The following is an 18,516-nucleotide window of genomic DNA, read 5'->3' as shown; positions in this document are numbered from 1 at the left end:
GAAAGTGTTGGTCCAACAATAAATTCGTTTCAGTCCAGCAAATCTTCTTCAAGTGCTTCAATCTGCCGCTGCAGCTTGGCGAGAAACTGGAGTTTCAGTAACGCACTTTTGGCGGCCTCGAGCTCAGCGGCATCCAGGGCGGAAGAAAACGCAGACTCCTGTGCGGTAAACAGCTGTGATGCTTCACGCTCCAGCGACGCCAGCTCCGCCTCGGGATCGGTGGCGCCACGCACGTCTTCCAGACGTTCGCGCAACACCATCTGCTGCATCAGAAATTCGCCATCGGCGGTGGTCTGTTCCGGGCTGATTTCAACACCGGCCAGCTGCAGCAGGTAAGCCGCGCGGGCCACCGGGTCTTTCAGGGTATTGTTCGCTTCATTGATCTGCGCGGCATACTGCATCGACAGCATCTGCTCCCGCTCCGATTTTGCGGCGAAACGGTCCGGATGAAATTCCTGCTGCAGCTCGCGGTATCGCTTTGACAGTGCCTGCCGGTCTACCTCGTAAGCCACGGGCAAGCCGAAGATTTCAAAGTAATTCTGTTGCAGTTCCATGGTGCAGTTCCATAAGGGTCACGTACTAGCGCGTACTACGAGAGGCTTCCGTTAGACGGCTCCGTAGCGGGCAATACATTTGGCCGGAAACAAAGTGGCACCGATAACAAAACCGATAACAAAAAGGCCGGCATGCACCAGGCATCCGGCCTTCTGCTGCCTGATTGCTTCCGTCTAAACGTGGAAGCTCTCGCCGCAGCCGCACTCATTCTTCACGTTGGGATTCTTGAAGGCAAAACCTTCGTTCAGCCCTTCCTTCACGAAATCCAGCTCGGTGCCATCGAGGTAGGCGAGACTCTTGGGGTCTACCACCAGCTTCACGCCATCGCCTTCAAATACCGTATCTTCTGGCGCAGCCTCATCCACAAATTCGAGGACATAAGCCATACCGGAACAGCCGGCGGTCTTTACGCCGACGCGAATACCGATACCCTTTCCCCGGCTCGCCAATTGTTTGGCGACATGGGCCTGGGCTGCTTGGGTCATGGTAATTGCCATGTCGGTTGCTACTCCCTACCGATAATCACTGGGCCGATCCGCGAACTCAGCCTGCCGCTTCTTCGGACTTTTCGCCGCGCTTTTCACGGATATTCTTCACTGCCGCCTTGATCGCATCTTCCGCGAGTACGGAGCAGTGAATTTTCACCGGCGGCAATGCCAGCTCTTCGGCGATTTCGGTGTTCTTGATCTGCGCGGCCTCGTCCAGGCTCTTGCCTTTCACCCACTCGGTCAGCAGGGAACTTGATGCAATGGCAGAGCCGCAGCCGTAGGTTTTGAACTTGGCGTCTTCAATGATGCCGCTGTCATTCACCTGGATCTGCAGGCGCATAACGTCGCCACAGGCCGGCGCGCCGACCATGCCGGTACCCACGTTGTCCGCGTTGTCGTCGAGACGACCAACGTTGCGCGGGTGTTCATAGTGGTCAATTACTTTATCGCTATAGGCCATGACTATACCCTCTCAAATATTCTCAAATTCGCACTTCAACTTCATTAAAGCGTTGCGAGCATGCGGCTGGTGGTGGTCACTGGGCGCCGCCAGACGCTCGCGCAGTCGCTTTAATGCGCCGCCCACTCGATGGTGCTGAGATCAACACCATCCTTATACATATCCCACAGCGGAGACAGTTCGCGCAGTTTTTCGACCGCCTGCCTTACTTCTTTGGCCGCAATATCCACATCCTGTTCCGTGGTGAAACGGCCGAAACTGAAACGCAGGGAGCTGTGGGCCAGCTCATCGTTCACGCCCAGGGCCCGCAGTACATAACTGGGCTCCAGGCTCGCGGAGGTGCAGGCAGAACCGGAGGAAATCGCCAGGTTTTTCAGCGACATGATCAGGCTCTCGCCTTCTACAAACGCAAAACTGACATTCAGGTTGCCGGGCACACGCTGCTCAACAGAACCGTTAATGTGCACCTCTTCCATATCAGAAATCTGGTTCCAGAAGCGATCACGCAGGGCCAGCACACGCTTGGCCTCTTCCGCCATTTCTTCCTTGGCAATTCGGAAGGCTTCACCCATGCCAACAATCTGGTGGGTAGGCAGAGTGCCGGAACGCATACCGCGCTCGTGACCACCACCGTGCATCTGGGCTTCGAGACGCACACGCGGCTTGCGGCGCACGTACAGGGCACCGATGCCTTTGGGGCCGTAAATTTTGTGAGCGGAGAACGACATCAGGTCGACCTTCATTTCCGCCAGGTCGATATCGATCTTGCCAGGGCTCTGAGCGGCGTCCACGTGGAAGATGATCTTGCGCTCACGGCACAGCTCACCGATGGCCGCGATATCGTTGATCACGCCAATCTCGTTGTTGACGTGCATCAAACTGACCAGAATGGTGTCGTCGCGCATGGCTTCTGCCACCTGCTCCGGGTAGACGATGCCGTCTTCCTTCGGATTCAGGTAGGTCACTTCAAACCCTTCGCGCTCCAGCTGGCGGCAGGTATCGAGTACCGCTTTGTGCTCAATCTTGGAGGTGATAATGTGCTTGCCACGGCCCTGGTAAAAGTGCGCAGCGCCCTTGATCGCAAGGTTGTCAGACTCGGTGGCACCGCTGGTCCACACGATTTCGCGGGGGTCCGCGTTGATCAGCTCCGCCACGTGGCGACGGGCATCTTCCACGGCCTCTTCCGCCTTCCAGCCAAACACGTGGGAGCGGGACGCGGGGTTACCGAAGTTGCCCTCCATGGTCAACTGCTCCGCCATCTTACTGGCGACGCGCGGGTCTACCGGGCAGGTTGCCGAATAATCCAGATAAATGGGAAGCTTCATAATCTTCTCTCTCCACACGCCGGTTGTTTACCGGCGCTAAACTACTGATTAGGCTCAATGTCTCACTGGTCGGGCCACCTGCCTGACCGGGCCGGCGGCACCTTACTGCAAGCCGCCAATAATCGCTACTTTCTGCTCTAACGCCTGCTCTGCGGCACCCGCCGCATCGCGCCCGTCCTGACGACGAGCCACTTCCTGCACTTCAGCGCGCGCAACCATATCGGCTAGGCTGATACCGGTGAGGAAGCCGTGAATCTGATGACTGAGGTCTGTCCACAGGTAGTGGGTAAGGCACTGCTCACCGGCAGAGCAGTCGCTGTTGCCGCCACAGCTGGTGGCGTCCACCGACTCGTTGACCGCGTCGATGATTTCGGCCACGCAAATCTCTGCGGTGGTGCGGGCCAGGCGGTAACCGCCACCGGGACCGCGCACGCTGGACACCAGGCCAGACTGGCGCAACCGGGAAAACAACTGCTCGAGGTACGACAGGGATATATCCTGGCGCTTGGAGATGTCCGCCAGACTGATCGGTCCGCGCTCGGCGTGCAACGCCAGGTCCAGCATTGCTGTGACCGCGTACCGCCCTTTGGTTGTCAAACGCATACTTTCTCCTGGCTCTTTCCCGGCTCGTCTTTGGGAAGCCCCTTACCTGTGGGCCCGATCTGCGGGCTCTGCAGCCCGACCAGCACCACTGAATCGGGGCGCGAGTATGGAATAACCAACTACTTCAGTCAAGTATATAGCCGAGTATTACACTCGGGTATTTGGCGCTCGCCTCTACTGCCGGAGAAAACGGGGCCCGGGTATGCGCAATGACCGAACCAATCAGTCAGGTCGCCCCTTACCGCCCGCGCGATGAATGTGGTTCTGGATGGCGGTCAGCATGCCGCGCAGGATACCCAGCTCCATATCATCCGGACGCACGCGACTGAACAGTCTGCGCAATCGGGTCATCGTCTGCCGGGGGTTGTCCGGGTCGATAAAACCCAGCTCCCCCAGCGCCAGCTGCAGGTGGTCGTAGTAGAGCTCCATATCCCCGGCCTTGGCCGGCGGTCGGTCCCAGTCGGAATAGCTCAGCGCCTCCCCTCTCTCCGCCTCCAGCGCCGCCATACGCGCCTCGTAGACCAGCACCTGTACCGCGGTCGCGAGATTGAGGGAGCTATACTCCGGATTGGCCGGAATATGCACATGAAAGTTACACGCCTGCAGCTCTTCATTGGTGAGGCCACGGTCTTCACGCCCGAACACCAGCGCTACCGGGTGAGACTGGGCTTCCGCTACCGCGCGCGCGCCGCACTCCCGCGGCGTCAGCAGTGGCCAGGGAATGCGGCGCTCCCGTGCGCTGGTTGCGACTACCAGGCCACAGTCAGCCACGGCCTCTTCAAGGGTTTCCACAACCACCGCACTGTCCAGCAGTTCGGCGGCGCCGGCAGCGCGCCAAACCGCATTCGCGGCGGGGAATTCCCGTGGCTGCACCAGGTATAACTGGCTCAGCCCCATGTTCTTGAGGGCGCGCGCGGCGCCACCGATATTGCCCGGGTGCGCGCTATTCACCAGCACCACCCGGATATTGTCCAGAGCGGCCAGGGCGTGCGGGGACGCCGATTTGGATGCGGTTTCGGAAGGAGAAGTCGCCATATGGTTTACCCGGTCGGAGTGACTACAAGGAGTGGCTACACTAGGGCCTGTTACAAAACGGGCGCGGAGTGTAGCAAAATTGCACAGGAATCCCTACAATCGCGCCGCCGGCCTGCCCGGTAACGCTTTTTACCATCGACATCCACAACTGATCGCGGAATTCCTATGGAACCCATGCTGAATATTGCCCTGCGCGCGGCGCGCAAGGCCGGTGAACTGATCGAACGCGCCTGGGAGCGCGGCGACCTGATGAAGTTTGAAGAAAAAAGTCGCAACGATTTCGTGACGGAAGTGGACAAGGCCAGTGAGCAGGAGATCATCTATCACCTGCGCAAGGCGTTCCCCAAACACAGCATCCTGGCCGAAGAAAGCGGCCTGCAGGAAGGCGCTGAGCCGGAATACGAGTGGATCATCGACCCGCTGGACGGCACCACCAACTTTATCCACGGCTGCCCCCACTTCGCGATCTCCATCGCCTGCCGCTACCGCGGCCAGATTGAGCACGCGGTGGTCCTCGACCCCATCAAACGCGAAGAGTTTACCGCCAGTCGCGGCCGCGGTGCCGCCCTGAACGGACGCCGCATCCGGGTTTCCAGCCGCCAGGGCCTGAAAGGCGCACTGATCGGCACCGGCATCCCCTTCAACGGAGAGCCCCTCGAGAATATCGATGCCTATCTGGCGGTAATGAAGGAAGTGGCCGGCCAGACTGCGGGCATCCGCCGCCCCGGCGCTGCCGCACTGGATCTGGCGTACGTGGCTGCGGGCCGCTTCGACGGTTTCTGGGAAATGTATTTGAACAGCTGGGACATTGCCGCAGGATCCCTGCTGGTAAAAGAGGCCGGCGGACTGATCAGCGACTTCCGCGGTGGCAATGGCTACCTGGAATCCGGCAACCTGGTCTGTGCCACGCCGAAAACCTTCAAGCCCCTGCTGCAGGTTGTGGGCAAGCATCTCGGAAAAATCCCGCAGTAAGCACCTGTCCGCTGATCAGGAGCGGGCCGCTCAAGGCCCGCTCAGTTTTCCGTTTCGACCTCTTCGCTAACCCCCAACTCCCCGTGGCTGCCCCTGCGCGCCTGTAGCTTCGCAATAACGCCGTCGGGAACCGCGGACAGCACCGCATCCAGGGGTTTGGGCCGGCCAATGTGATAACCCTGTAGCAGGTCCACACCGATGCTCCGCAATCGGTCCGCCGCACCCACATCCTCAACAAATTCGGCAATGGTAAGCGCGTTCAATCGGTGGGCGACCTGGTTGATCGACTCTACAATCATCAGGTCGACAAAATTCGACTCAACCTGCCGCACAAAACTGCCGTCGATCTTGATGAAATCAATGGAAAACGCCTTGAGATAATTGAAGGAGCTGAGGCCGTTGCCGAAATCATCCAGCGCGATCTTGCACCCCATACTCCGCAGGGCGGCGACAAATTCACTGGCGTTTTCCATCTGATTGATCATCGCCGTTTCGGTGATTTCTATTCCGAGACGCGCACTGGGAAGTTCTGCCCGCTCCAGCAGTGCAACAAACTCGTCCTGAAACCCCCGATCACCAATCGCTTCTGCCGACAGGTTCACGGCAAAACTGAGCCCACTAGCCGCCGCCAGCTTGGCCTTGTTGCAGAGAAACTCATGCATCACCCAGCGGTCGATCTGCAGCATCAGTCCGTAGCGTTCCGCAGCGGGAATAAACGCGCCGGGAGAAATCAGCGTGCCGTCTACGTCCACCATGCGCACCAGCAATTCATAGTGGCTAATCCGGGATGCATCCCGGGCATCGGCGATAGGCTGAGCAAAGAGCTGCAACCGGTTTTCATCCAGCGCCTCGCGAATGCGCGAGGCCATGTGGATTTCACGATGCTGATCGGCGGCGGCACTACTATCTGCCTCATACAGCATGACTACACCACGCCCCGCATGCTTTGCAGAATAGCAGGCAACATCGGCCTGGCTCATTAGATCGGCCACCTGATTATTGTCCCGGCGCACCTCGGTAAGACCCACACTGGCCCCCACATCGAACACCCGCCCGGCCCAGGGAAAACGCAGCGCAATAATTTTTCTCACCAGCTGCTCGCAGCGCAACAGACCCTGCTCCTTGCTGCAGTCACGCAACAAAATACCGAACTCATCGCCGCCCAGCCGCGCGACGCAATCGGTCTCTCGCAACTGCCCCTTCAGAAAACGCGCCAGATTGCGCAACAGCGCATCACCCGCCTGGTGGCCGGCGCTGTCATTGATTACTTTGAAGCGATCAAGATCCATGTAAGCCAGCGTGTGTACCAGGTCGCTGTTGCGCACCGAGGCAACCGCCTCCAGCAATTCCCGCCGGAAGGCTTCACGATTAGGCAAATGCGTGAGGTCGTCGTGATGGGCTTTGTAACGAAGCTGGCGAATAAGGCGGCGGGTTTCCGTCACATCCTGAAACACCAGCACGGCGCCGAGCACCTGACTGCTGCTACTGCACAGTGGCGAAGCGGAGCACTTTACGTCGTAGCTATTGCCGTGACGATCGTGCAACACGGAGCTCTCCGCAGACCCAAAAGGCATAACATGTTGCAAACAATCCCTCACCGGACTTTGCACCCGCTGCCCTTCTCGACCACTGGACAACTGCAATACTTCATCGATGTCACGCCCTTGCACCTCGCCAAGGGACCAGCCGGTGAGCTGCTCTGCCACAGGATTCATGAACGTGATCTGCCGAAGGTTGTCTGTGGCGATCACTGCATCCGCGATGGCGTCCAGGGTTACCTGTAGGTGCTCTTTTTCCTCTTCCAGCGAACGCGCCATCCGCTTGTTATCGGTTATGTCCCGCAAAATACCGATCAGGCGCACCGGCCGCCCGTCTTCCGAACACTCCATGATCCGCGCCGTTTCGTGGATCCAGCGTACGTCACCGGCATCCGTACGTACCCGGTACTGACAGTCGATGTCTTTTACCTGGCCGCTGAAATGGGCCAACTGTGCGTGCAATAGCTGGTCGCGATCCTCTTCAGCAACCCGCGCCAGCCAATCCTGCCGACTGGTCAGCTTTTCGGCATCAATACCGACACCACTGCGCAACCAGTCGGAATAGAAAGTGTTGCCAGTCGCAAGGTCCCAGTCATACACCACCTGGCCGGTTACGGTGAGGGAAAACTTCCAGCGCTCCTCGGCTTTTGCCAGCTGCGCTTCACTGCGCTTTCTCCAGTCGATGTCTTCAACCTGTACCACGGCGTACAGGGGTTCATCGCTCGCTCCGCGGGCAAGACTGCAGGACCAATGTCCCCACGCTCGCGCACCGTTTTTGCATAAAAACCGCCACTCGGCGTCCTGTACATACCCGCGCTCGAAATCGAACAGCAGCCCCCGGCTATCACTCCCGGCGCCGCACTGTGGTAGCGGGCCATTGGGTTGCTCTTCCGCGGGCGCGATGACCTCGCGAAGATCCAAACCCCGCAGCTCGGCCTCCGAGTAACCGATAAACCGGCAGAAACTCGGGTTGGCCTGAATAATACGGTTATCCAGTGACACCAGCAGCATACCGATACGCGATGCATTCATGGCTGCGCGAAAACTGCTTTCCATTTCAATGATGCGCTGACTGCGCTTGCGTTCCACACTCGACGCCACCGCCATCATATAGGCAGGAATCATCGCCACATACAGCGGTAAATATTCCAGCGGGCTGGCCACCTCACGCAGATTTTCCGGTAACCAACTACTGCCGTTGATGAGCACCACCAGTGACACCAGTACCGTGGTAAACACTAAAAACAAGGTTTGCGGCAAAGTCAGGCGGGAAGCGGCCCAGATCAGCGGTAGCGCGATAAAAACAAACGGATGCGGCACAAAGAGCAGAATGCCCAGGATAACAACCAGTGAAACGGCGGAGACGAAAAACAAGCGGGCCAGCGACCGCGGCGCCAGCAAATCCGCGCGTGCCCTGAAGTTGAGCAAATGAAGAAACGGCAGCAGTACGCTAATACCGACGGTATCGGCCAAAAACCAGAACAGGAAAACGTCGCCGAACGGCAGCCCGCGAAACAGGGCGGCAATGGTGGCACCCACGCCGGCCCCCACCAGGGTCGACAACACAGCGCCGAAGAATAGGAACCGCAACCAGCGCAACACGCTGTCAAAAAAATTACCATCCGCACAGAAAAAGCGCAGTAGTGCAGCCCCGACTACTGACTCAACCAGCCCCGCCACGGAGTACAGGAGTGCGATATGCCGCTCAAGGCCACTGGCCATCGCAGCTACTGCACACCCTGCGAAAGCGGCAAGTGACAGCAGGACCCAGTCCCGGTAGGGAAAACGATAGAGCACAGCAATGGTGAGTGCATCGGCAAGCCAGATGGCGGCGATACCATCGCCAGTGGAGAGAAACTTTTTGCAGACATAGGCAAGACAAAAGTTCCCCAGCAGTAGCAGTAAGGCCACCACCAAATGATTGGCTCGCGCACCGTCAAGCCCAACAGTGGGCGGGGGCGGATTGACCCCGCCAGGAAAGCGAACGGACATCGACCAAACTTCCTTTTGGCTGGAATTATTATTGTTGAGAGCCGGTCAACTCAGGCTGTCTCAGTCATCCTTCGGTGTCACTGGGCGGAAGATGGCCCTGTGGCAGCAGCGCTGCCAGATTGACCATTCAGGGACAGGCAATAGCGCAACCCTTCCGCCAGTATCTGGAGGTCGTAGCTCGCCGGCACACAGACATCCAGGCAATCGCTGCACTGATCGACCACCCCCATCAGGGGTATACCTGCAATTGTCTTGTCACCACGCACAATCGCCGAGAACTCCTGCAGGGATATGCCCGGCAACTCGCCATCCACGACAATGACATCGGCAGCGCCGGTGCGGGCGCCAAAGATGGCTTTCATCGCATCACTTGCCACCTGTAACTCCACCTGTTGCGCTGCCGCCAGCACCGCTTTCATCCGGCTCGCCCAGGAGGACCTAGCTGTGACATACAATACCCGGCAGGCGGGCAACGTGCTGGTGAAATCGGGACGGGCCGCCATCTGCAACACTTCACACGGGGCATCGTTCATCATGAACTCAACCCAGAATACGGAGCCCTGCCCCTCTTCACTATCGAAACCAATACGCCCGCCCATGGCTTCGGTCAGCTGCCTGGCGATGGCGAGCCCCACCCCGGTACCCTCAATCTTTCCCTGTTCTGCCCCCAGGCGGTTGAACGGCTCAAATACATGTGCCTGCTGACTGGCGGCTATACCGCTGCCGGTGTCGAGTACACTCATGCGCAACCAACCCTCGGCCTGCGGGGAAAAGGTGATCACCACACGTCCGTTTTCACAGTTGTACTTGATCGCGTTACCCACCAGATTCAACACCACCTGCTTAAAGCGGATGGGATCCGCGAGCACATAGGCATGCTCCCACCCCAGTGGCTCGAAGGTGAGTGACACTTTGCGGGTTTCGGCCAGGGGCTCCAGAAGCTGGCGACAATCGGCCACCAGCGCTGCCGGTTGTACGGGTTCGATCGACGGCGCCAGGCGATTGCTGTCGATGCGGGCCAGGTCCAGTACATCGCCCACGAGATGCAGCAGGTGCTGCCCGGCTTTGCGAATCTCCGCCAGGCGCCGGCGCTGATCCGGATTCAGGCTCTGGTCGAACTCGACCATCTGACTGTACCCGAGAATGGCGTTCAGTGGCGTGCGCAGCTCATGGCTGAGACTGGAGATCAACTCCGCCCGGTCCTGGCTCTCCTGCCGCAACCTGGCCAGTTCCTCTTCCTGCTTGAGCTGTTTCTTTTTTCTTGCCGTAATGTCCTGCAAGGTACCCAGCACCCGGATTGGCTGCCCAGCGCTGCTGTGCTGCACATTTCCGCGGCACCGCACCCAAACAACCCCGCGCTCCCGGTGCTTGAGTCGAAAATCGATATCCAGCGGCAGTTGCTCGCGCACATTGTCTTCCATTGCCTGCTTTACGTCGGGATAGTCATCCTCGACCATATGGGTCTTCCAGCGCGCCAGCGCTGCCCGCGCGTCCGACTCGCTCTGGCCGCGGGGATACCCCAGCATCCGCCAGCAGGCGTCATCCAGAACCACTTCGTCCACGCGCAGATCCCACTCCCACAGGCCGTCGCCCACCGAATCCAGCGCATAGTGGAAACGCTCACCTGAGAAATAGGAAAGAGAACGGGACGAAAGAGATTCGCTGTAATCGGTACAACCACCGAGGAAGAAACGCGTACCGGAGGGGGCCGTAAACGCACGCGCCCACAAACGCAGCCAGACCGGCTGCCCGTCCCGGGAATAGGCACGAATCGTGGTATCGACAAAGGTGCCTTGCTGACATAGCCGCGCACGCAGCGCCAGCAGCCCGTCGCGATCATCGGAGTGAACCAGGGCCAGATCACCGCTCCAGACACCGGATAAGGCCGCCTCCGGGTCCCGGTGCAACTGTAACCAGAGGTTGCCGGTCGCGCGCTGGGTGCCGCTGTCCGGGTGCCACTCCCAAATGCCCCGATTTGCACTCAATAGCAGGCTGTGCAGGTAGCGCACCTGGGTGAGTGCCTGCGTTGGCTGCAGTCCGTCCAGCTCGCCGGGGGTGGCGAGGTTCAGGCGGACCGCCTTGGTTCGGGAAAGATCGGAGTTCGACACACTATTGCCGTCACTGTTTGCCGTCAGAGCCATTACTGCCATGGGCGCCAGCGCGGTGCCGGCCCCCATATGCATTCGGGAAACATCGAAGGCTAGTGAAGCACTTATCCGCAGATAAAAAAAGGCCCCGCAGTGCGGGGCCCAAAATAGCGATGATGAGAGAAAACGGGAAGTCACGCATTATTGCAATTGCCATAACCCGTGATGGATTCCCGGAGCGCAGGCCAATTGGCCTACACGATAGATAAAGCAATCGGTGTGCCAACTTTTAAAATCACACTGTAAATCGTCTAAAATCCACAAATTGCGCAAAGTTTCACCAGCGCTCACCTCTGGCGCATAAAGTTTCAGCACTCCGAGGGAACCATGACGCCGTTATGACAACAAAATGACAGCGCTTGACCCAAGGGCGAACGCGAAAATACGTTTCCGCACCAAAGTAGCGCACCGCGCCACCCAAAACCGGATAAACTGACTAACCATTCGCAAATTGCGCGCTCTCGTCCCTTTGTGCGGGTGTCGAAAGCGCCCATCTGCGGTAGCATCTATTCTCATTGGCCACGCCAAGACGTGCGCCGACTGCGAGTAAGCAGCGACGGCGCACCTCGATGCCCGGGTCCGCCAATGGGCCCACACGAATTAGAAAGGCTCTAACAAGGTTGTAAGTATGAAAGCAGTCCCCGAAGCCCCCCGAATCTGGCTGACAACCATTCTGTTTGCCAGTACCGCCCTGGTGGCTCTGGTGCTCGTCCCCCTCTACGGTGTTCTGGTTGGCTACCACTGGTACCAGTGGCTGGCGTTTGCGGTTCTCGGCGCCTTCTGCGGTCTCTCCATTACCGCTGGCTACCACCGTCTCTGGTCCCACCGCACCTATGAGGCCCACTGGTCTCTGCGCCTGTTTTTTGCTCTGTTTGGCGCCGCCGCGCTGCAGAACAGTGCCCTGATCTGGTGTTCCGGTCACCGCCGTCATCACCGTCACTGTGACGACAACGACAACGACCCCTACTCCGCCAATCGCGGTTTCTGGTTTTCCCATATCGGCTGGATGCTGCGTGACTACCCCAGCGGAAAAGTCGACTTCGACAACGCCAAAGACCTGCAGCGCGACAAAATTGTGATGTGGCAGCACAACCACTATGTGCCCATTACCGTCGCCATGAATGTCGGTGTTCCGCTGGTCCTCGGCCTGCTGACGGGTGACGTACTCGGTATGCTGCTGCTGGCCGGCGTGCTGCGTATCGTGGTCAACCACCACACTACCTTCTTCATCAACTCACTGGCCCACATCTGGGGTCGCCGCCCTTACACCGACGAAAACACCGCGCGGGACAACGATCTGCTCGCGTTCTTTACCTTCGGTGAGGGCTACCACAACTACCACCACATCTTTCAGACCGATTACCGCAACGGCATCCGCTGGTACCACTGGGACCCGACCAAATGGCTGATTAAAACCGCCAGCTGGCTGGGCATGGCGCGCAACCTGAAGACGGTGCCGGCAATCCGCATCCAGCGGGCCATGCTCACCATGCAGTTCAAGCGTGCGGAACAAAAACTCGAGCACTCGAAGCACCGGGAAAGCTGGAAGCAGCTGCTGGAGCGTGAGTCCCAGGACTTCTCCGCCGCACTCGCAGAATGGAAGGAATTGCAGCAGCAGCGCTATGAGAACGCGCGCGAGCGCCTGCTGAGCACCTGGGAAAATGCCGCCATCCGCACCCGGGTCAAGGAGCTGGAATATAGCCTGAAGATGCAGCGCAAACGCCTGCAAATCATGATGGAACAATTCCACCTGGCGCCAGCCGCGGCGTAAAAATACACAAGGCGACCCCCAGGGTCGCCTTTTTTGTATCTACGGGACACCCAGCTACTAGCGTTGGCAACCTGAAAGAGGACTTGAACGCCCGCGGATATGCACTATAACCATTAGAGGTACAACCATTACAGGAACCAGGCAGTTCCCCTCCGACGGCCCCGTTGAGAAAACTATAATTGAGTGAACAACCGAGAAGGCGCAGAGATGAAGACGTTCAAACAGGCCCATGAAGTTCTCAAAAACGCCCAGAAATTCCACCTGGACATGGCCGGTGTCTACCAGCAACTTCTGGAAAACGCGCAGGACAACCGCACCCAGCTGTTGCTCAAGCACCTGTATGAGCACGAACTGCGCATGGCAAACAACCTCAAGAATTACGGTGCGGTGGCGGAGCAAAAGGTCATGCAGACCTGGCTGCAGTACACCAACGAAGAGTCCGCCGGCGATCTGGTAAAAAACCTGTACCTCAGTGACAAGCCGAGCATCGAAGAAATCAACAAGCTGGGGCAGGAGGTCGATCGCTACTTCTCCGAGCTTTACCACTCCGTTTATGGGTCTATCGAGTCCGCCGAGGTGAAAGAGATCTTCGAAAACCTCAAGCACATTCAGGACAAAGAGCGCATCACCCTGTCCATGGCCACCAACTCCCTCTGGGACATGTAACGCGCCCCCCATCAACTCCCTGCCAGCTTTTCTGCCGTAATCCGCGCCAACTTTTGGCGCGGGGACTGTGACGGGACTCGCAAAGTCAGGTCAAATTGCACGAATTTGGCGCACCCTTCTACCGAAACCACGGTTCCCCCGATTTCCTGTGTTGCCTGAGACAGCTTCCATTGCTATTTTGACAGCGATGTCATTTGGCGGCGCCGAAGTCTAGCGTCGTATTTCTATAAAAATAATCTGCCGCAAGGTGAACATTATATGATCAGCAACAAGCTCCGGCTCGGCCTGGTGGCCGCTGCCATGCTCTCCGCAGGGCACGGCTACGCCGCCGTCGACTGCACCTCCCTCCCGGTCTGGGAAGCGGGCCCCGCCTACTCCGGTGGGGATCAGGTCCAATATAACGACAACGCCTACGAGGCCAAGTGGTGGACCCAAAACCAGAACCCCGAACAATACTCCGGCCAGTATCAGGAGTGGCAACTGCTCGGCGCCTGCGGCGACGACGTGAATCCGCCGCTGACGCCGCCCCAGGGCTCGATTACCGCACCGACCGCCGGGGCCACTTTCAGCGAAAATGACAGCGTTGTCTTCAGCGTTTCCGCCACCGATTCCGATGGCCAGGTGACTTCCGTTGAATTTTTCGTCGACGGCGCGCTGGTCGCCACCGACACGGCAGCACCCTGGGAGGCCACCTGGAGCGCAGTGCCCGGCCAACCCAGCCTCACCGCGCGTATCACCGATAACGACAGCCTCAGTACTACCACCGCGCCGGTCTCGTTCACTGTCGAAGAGGACGTGGTGATTGGCCCAGTGGCGCCAGAGGTAAGCCTGACCGCGCCCGCCAATGGCTCCAGCCACAACACCGGCGACAACCTGACCCTTACCGCCAGCGCCTCTGACAGCGACGGCACCATCAGCCAGGTCGCCTTCTATGTGGACGGCGCCCTGATCAGTACCGACACCAGCGCACCCTATAGCGCCAACTGGACTGCCACTTTGGGCAGCCACACCCTCTCCGCCGTGGCCACCGATAACGATGGCCTGGAAGGCAGCGCGGAAGCGGCGATTTCCGTACAAGATGAGCAGGTTGTCATCGGCGACCACCCATGCCGCCCCGATGGCCTGTACACCACCCCCGGCACCGCGCCCAACTACTGCGACATCTATGATGCCGAGGGCCGCGAAGATATGGGGGCGGATCATCCCCGCCGCATCATCGGCTACTTCACCAGCTGGCGTAACGGTGCCAACGGGCAGCCCAGCTATCTGGTGAAAGACATCCCCTGGGGCAAAATCACCCACATCAACTACGCCTTCGCCCATGTAGCCAGTGATTACTCGGTATCCGTGGGCAACACCAGTGACCCGGGCAACCCGGCCACCGGCATGGAATGGCCCGGTATTGCCGGCGCGGAAACCGATCCGGACTATGCCTACAAGGGCCACTTCAACCAGTTGTCCAAGTACAAGGAACAGTATCCGGAGGTCAAAACCCTGGTTTCCGTGGGCGGCTGGGCCGAAACCGGTGGCCACTTCAATGAAAACGGTGATCGGGTAAACGATGGTGGTTTCTACACCATGACCACCAATGCCGATGGCAGCATCAACCACCAGGGAATCGAGGCCTTCGCCAACTCCTCTGTAGATTTCATTCGCCAGTACGGCTTCGACGGTGTGGATATCGATTACGAATACCCCACCAGCATGAACGACGCGGGCAACCCGATGGACTTCGGTATCGCCAACCCGCTGCGCGGGTCGCTGATGGAATCCTACGTTGAGCTGATGCGGGTACTGCGCGAGAAGCTGGACCAGGCGGGCCAGGAGGACGGCACCCACTACATGCTGACCATCGCCTCCCCCTCTTCCGGCTACCTGCTGCGCGGTATGGAAACCATGCAGATCACCCAGTACCTGGATTACGTCAACATCATGACCTACGACCTGCACGGCGCGTGGAATGAATATGTTGGCCACAATTCGGCGCTGTTCGACAACGGCAACGATCCGGAACTGGCGGCTGCGAGCGTGTACAGCACCTCCCAGTACGGTGGCATCGGCTACCTGAATATCGACTGGGCCGTGAAGTACTTCCGCGGTTCCATGCCTGCGGGCCGCATCAACGTGGGTATCCCCTACTACACCCGCGGTTGGCAGGGCGTATCCGGCGGTGACAACGGTCTCGGCGGTTCCGCTGCCCTGCCGTCCCAGTCCGAATGCCCCGAAGGTACCGGTGGTGCAGCGGACTGCGGCCACGGCGCCATTGGCATCGACAACATGTGGCACGACCTGGACGAGAACGGCAACGAAATGGGCGCCGGCTCCAACCCCATGTGGCACGCCAAGAACCTGGAAAATGGCATTCTCGGAAGCTACATCACCGAGTACGGCCTCGACCCTGCCAACGATCCGGATGACGCGCTGGTAGGCACCTACGTGCGCAATTACGACGCGATTTCCGAGGCACCCTGGCTGTGGAACGCGCAGAAGAGCGTATTCATCTCCACCGAAGATGAAGAGTCCATGGACGCCAAGGTGCAGTACGTGATCGACCAGGGTGTCGGCGGCATCATGTTCTGGGAGCTGGCCGGCGACTACAGCTGGGACGCGGCGAAGGGCGAGTACTACATGGGTGACACGCTCACCACCCTGGCTTACGACAAGTTCGCCAACGCCAGCGACTACCGCCACCTGCGCACCGACCGTGTGGTACCGAGCGAGGCACTGGATATCGGCATCGAAGTCACCGAGTTCAAACTGGGCGACCAGAACTACCCGCTGAATCCGAAGCTGTACATCACCAACAACACCGGTGGTGTATTGCCCGGCGGCACCGTGTTCGAGTTCGACATGCCGACCTCCACCTCCAACATCATCACCGACCAGAGCGGTGCCGGCCTGGAAGTGATTGAAGACGGCGCTAATGCCGGCGGCGGTAACGTGGGCGGCCTGGAAAACGAGTTCCACCGCGTACGCTTCAGCCTGCCGGCGTGGCAGGATCTGGCAGACGGTGAAAGCTGGGATATGACCCTGAACTATTACCTGCCGGTATCCGGTCCGCAGGCGTACACCGCCACCGTAAATGACACCACCTATGCACTGGCGTTCGAATATCCGGATCTGCCGGTAGTCCAACTCAGCAGTGGCGGCGGTAGCTCTTCTGGAGGCAGTTCTTCTGGTGGCAGCTCGTCCGGTGGCGGCAGCGAGACCTGTGCCGACCTGGGCATCAGCACTGCTGGCCTCGTGACCTATCCAGAATGGCCGCGCAGCAACCATGCCGCAGGCGGTGACCGAATCATCCACGATGGCAGTGTCTTCGAAGCCAAATGGTGGACCCAATCGGTACCCGGTACTGCGGACGGCAGCTGGCAATTCCTCTGCTCGATTTGATCAAGCATTAAATGGATTTACCCGGCCGGCGACGCAGCGCCGGCCAACTCTCACAGGATGGGCTGTTTGAAAAGTGTTTTAAAATATCTCTCTGCGTTGTGACCGATAGGAACTCCTGTACAGGAATTACTCCTACGTTCGCCCCGGCTCCGGCCGGGGCTTTTTTCGTTTCTGGCCGCCGTGATTTCATCGCTACCGATGGCCTATCATGGCACTTAAAGAAAGCTGGGCTTACTCCTTCTAAATTGATTAGCAGTAACAATCATGACCAATAAAAAACAACGACTTGCCTCGGTAGATGCCCTGCGGGGCTTCGACATGTTCTGGATCATCGGGGGTGAGGCCCTGTTCCTGCCACTGTTCGCGCTTACCGGGTGGACGATATTCCAATTCGGTCACGGACAGATGCAGCACACCCCATGGCATGGGTTCAGCTTCTACGACCTGATCTTCCCGCTGTTTATTTTTCTCTCCGGCGTCACCCTCGGGCTTGCCAACAAGGCTCTGCGGGGACTGCCCATGGGCCAGCGGACACCGGTGTATCGCAAGGCGGTAAAACGGCTTTTACTGCTGATTCTGCTGGGGGTTCTTTACAACCACGGTTGGGGAACGGGCATTCCGGCGGATCTCAGTGAAATCCGCTACGCCAGTGTTCTGGCCCGCATCGGATTCGCCTGGTTCTTTGCTGCCATGATTGTGTGGCACTTTGGCATTCGCACACAGTATGTGATCGCCGCGAGTATTCTTTTGGGTTACTGGCTTCTGCAGGCGGTTGCCGGCGACTACACACCGGAAGGCTCGGTAAACGCCTGGGTGGATCAACACTTCCTGCCCGGCATCACTTATCAAAACCGCGCCTACGACCCGGAAGGTGTTCTCTCCACCATTCCGGCGATTGCCAATGCGCTGTTCGGTGTCTTCGCAGGCCGCTGGCTTAGCAAGAATGCGGGTGATCACCGGGCCATTCTCCAGGGGCTGTTTATCGGAGCCGCGGCCTGCCTACTCGTCGGATTTTTATGGCACTGGATTTACCCGGTGAACAAGGAGCTGTGGACCAGTTCGTTTGTACTGATTACCTGCGGTTGCTGCTTACTTCTGCTGGGTATTTTCTATCTGGTTGTGGATATGTGGCGTTGGAAAACCTTCACCTACTTCTTCTCGGTGATTGGTTGTAATGCGATTCTGGTTTATCTCGGTACCAGTCTGGTGAACTGGCAGTACACCAGTAAAAGTGTGTTTGGCGGGATTGCTTCAGCCCTGCCCGAAGCGGCGGGAATTTTAGTGATAGCCTGTGGCGTGATTTTGCTGCAGTGGTTGGTACTGCGGTTCTTGTACAAGCGTGGGATTTTTATTAGCCCCTGAGACCTGTGGACCAACCCAATATTTTTCGTGGCGGCAGGGCACCGGGTAGGTATTTTCGAAACCGCTGTGGATACTTCCCTGTACGCTGCGTCGGCGACGTCCATGTCGCCGACGCTTTCGAAAATACCTACCCGGCGCCCCGCCTTCGCATCGAAGCCTGAGCGGTGTTCAAGATATGAGTTACGGAGAAATGTAGTCCGGAATTAAGGAAA

13 protein-coding genes are annotated in these 18,516 nt (G+C 58.6%); 5 read left to right on the top strand and 8 right to left on the bottom strand.

Going from position 1 to position 18,516, the window contains the following annotated elements; all coding sequences use genetic code 11:
- Window positions 1-29: 29 nt before the first annotated feature.
- The 6 genes from hscB to trmJ all read right to left on the bottom strand — a co-directional run bounded on the left by hscB (window position 30) and on the right by trmJ (window position 4,466).
- Window positions 30-554: a co-chaperone HscB gene (gene hscB / locus JF535_RS08110; protein ID WP_242523760.1), complete on the bottom strand. Its 525-nt coding sequence runs from the start codon at window positions 552-554 to the stop codon at window positions 30-32.
- Between the two features lie 174 nt (window positions 555-728).
- Complete coding sequence (gene iscA / locus JF535_RS08105; RefSeq protein WP_479724302.1) at window positions 729-1,040, bottom strand: iron-sulfur cluster assembly protein IscA; 312 nt, start codon at window positions 1,038-1,040, stop codon at window positions 729-731.
- A 58-nt stretch (window positions 1,041-1,098) separates the two neighbouring features.
- Complete coding sequence (gene iscU / locus JF535_RS08100) at window positions 1,099-1,503, bottom strand: Fe-S cluster assembly scaffold IscU (protein WP_207001026.1); 405 nt, start codon at window positions 1,501-1,503, stop codon at window positions 1,099-1,101.
- 110 nt (window positions 1,504-1,613) lie between these two features.
- The gene (locus tag JF535_RS08095; protein ID WP_207001025.1) at window positions 1,614-2,828 is read right to left on the bottom strand and encodes an IscS subfamily cysteine desulfurase; all 1,215 of its coding nucleotides are present in this window, start codon (window positions 2,826-2,828) and stop codon (window positions 1,614-1,616) included.
- Window positions 2,829-2,930: 102 nt separating this feature from the next.
- Window positions 2,931-3,431, bottom strand: coding sequence for a Fe-S cluster assembly transcriptional regulator IscR (gene iscR, locus JF535_RS08090; RefSeq protein ID WP_207001023.1), 501 nt, complete (start codon window positions 3,429-3,431; stop codon window positions 2,931-2,933).
- 222 nt (window positions 3,432-3,653) lie between these two features.
- The gene (gene trmJ / locus JF535_RS08085) at window positions 3,654-4,466 is read right to left on the bottom strand and encodes a tRNA (cytosine(32)/uridine(32)-2'-O)-methyltransferase TrmJ (RefSeq protein ID WP_242523759.1); all 813 of its coding nucleotides are present in this window, start codon (window positions 4,464-4,466) and stop codon (window positions 3,654-3,656) included.
- Window positions 4,467-4,631: 165 nt separating this feature from the next.
- Here trmJ and JF535_RS08080 point away from each other — a divergent pair, with 165 nt between their 5' ends.
- The gene (locus JF535_RS08080) at window positions 4,632-5,438 is read left to right on the top strand and encodes an inositol monophosphatase family protein (RefSeq protein WP_207001021.1); all 807 of its coding nucleotides are present in this window, start codon (window positions 4,632-4,634) and stop codon (window positions 5,436-5,438) included.
- 41 nt (window positions 5,439-5,479) lie between these two features.
- Here the strand turns inward: JF535_RS08080 and JF535_RS08075 are convergent, their stop codons facing one another.
- Both JF535_RS08075 and JF535_RS08070 read right to left on the bottom strand, forming a co-directional pair.
- Window positions 5,480-8,968, bottom strand: a complete 3,489-nt coding sequence (locus JF535_RS08075; RefSeq protein WP_207001019.1) for an EAL domain-containing protein — start codon at window positions 8,966-8,968, stop codon at window positions 5,480-5,482.
- Window positions 8,969-9,045: 77 nt separating this feature from the next.
- Window positions 9,046-11,145 carry a sensor histidine kinase gene (locus JF535_RS08070; RefSeq protein WP_242523758.1) on the bottom strand — a complete coding sequence of 700 codons (2,100 nt, stop codon included), beginning with the start codon at window positions 11,143-11,145 and terminating at the stop codon, window positions 9,046-9,048.
- A gap of 598 nt (window positions 11,146-11,743) precedes the next feature.
- Here JF535_RS08070 and JF535_RS08065 point away from each other — a divergent pair.
- From JF535_RS08065 to nagX, 4 genes are all read left to right on the top strand, one after another.
- Window positions 11,744-12,886: an acyl-CoA desaturase gene (locus tag JF535_RS08065; RefSeq protein ID WP_207001017.1), complete on the top strand. Its 1,143-nt coding sequence runs from the start codon at window positions 11,744-11,746 to the stop codon at window positions 12,884-12,886.
- A gap of 207 nt (window positions 12,887-13,093) precedes the next feature.
- Complete coding sequence (locus JF535_RS08060; RefSeq protein WP_066966356.1) at window positions 13,094-13,552, top strand: hypothetical protein; 459 nt, start codon at window positions 13,094-13,096, stop codon at window positions 13,550-13,552.
- A 258-nt stretch (window positions 13,553-13,810) separates the two neighbouring features.
- Window positions 13,811-16,942 carry a glycosyl hydrolase family 18 protein gene (locus JF535_RS08055; protein ID WP_207001015.1) on the top strand — a complete coding sequence of 1,044 codons (3,132 nt, stop codon included), beginning with the start codon at window positions 13,811-13,813 and terminating at the stop codon, window positions 16,940-16,942.
- Between the two features lie 264 nt (window positions 16,943-17,206).
- Window positions 17,207-18,304 carry a transmembrane glucosamine N-acetyltransferase NagX gene (gene nagX / locus JF535_RS08050; protein WP_207001013.1) on the top strand — a complete coding sequence of 366 codons (1,098 nt, stop codon included), beginning with the start codon at window positions 17,207-17,209 and terminating at the stop codon, window positions 18,302-18,304.
- Window positions 18,305-18,516 lie beyond the last annotated feature (212 nt).

Source organism: Microbulbifer salipaludis (genome assembly GCF_017303155.1).
Classification (GTDB): domain Bacteria; phylum Pseudomonadota; class Gammaproteobacteria; order Pseudomonadales; family Cellvibrionaceae; genus Microbulbifer; species Microbulbifer salipaludis.
This window is presented reverse-complemented; position numbering and strand designations above follow the sequence as displayed.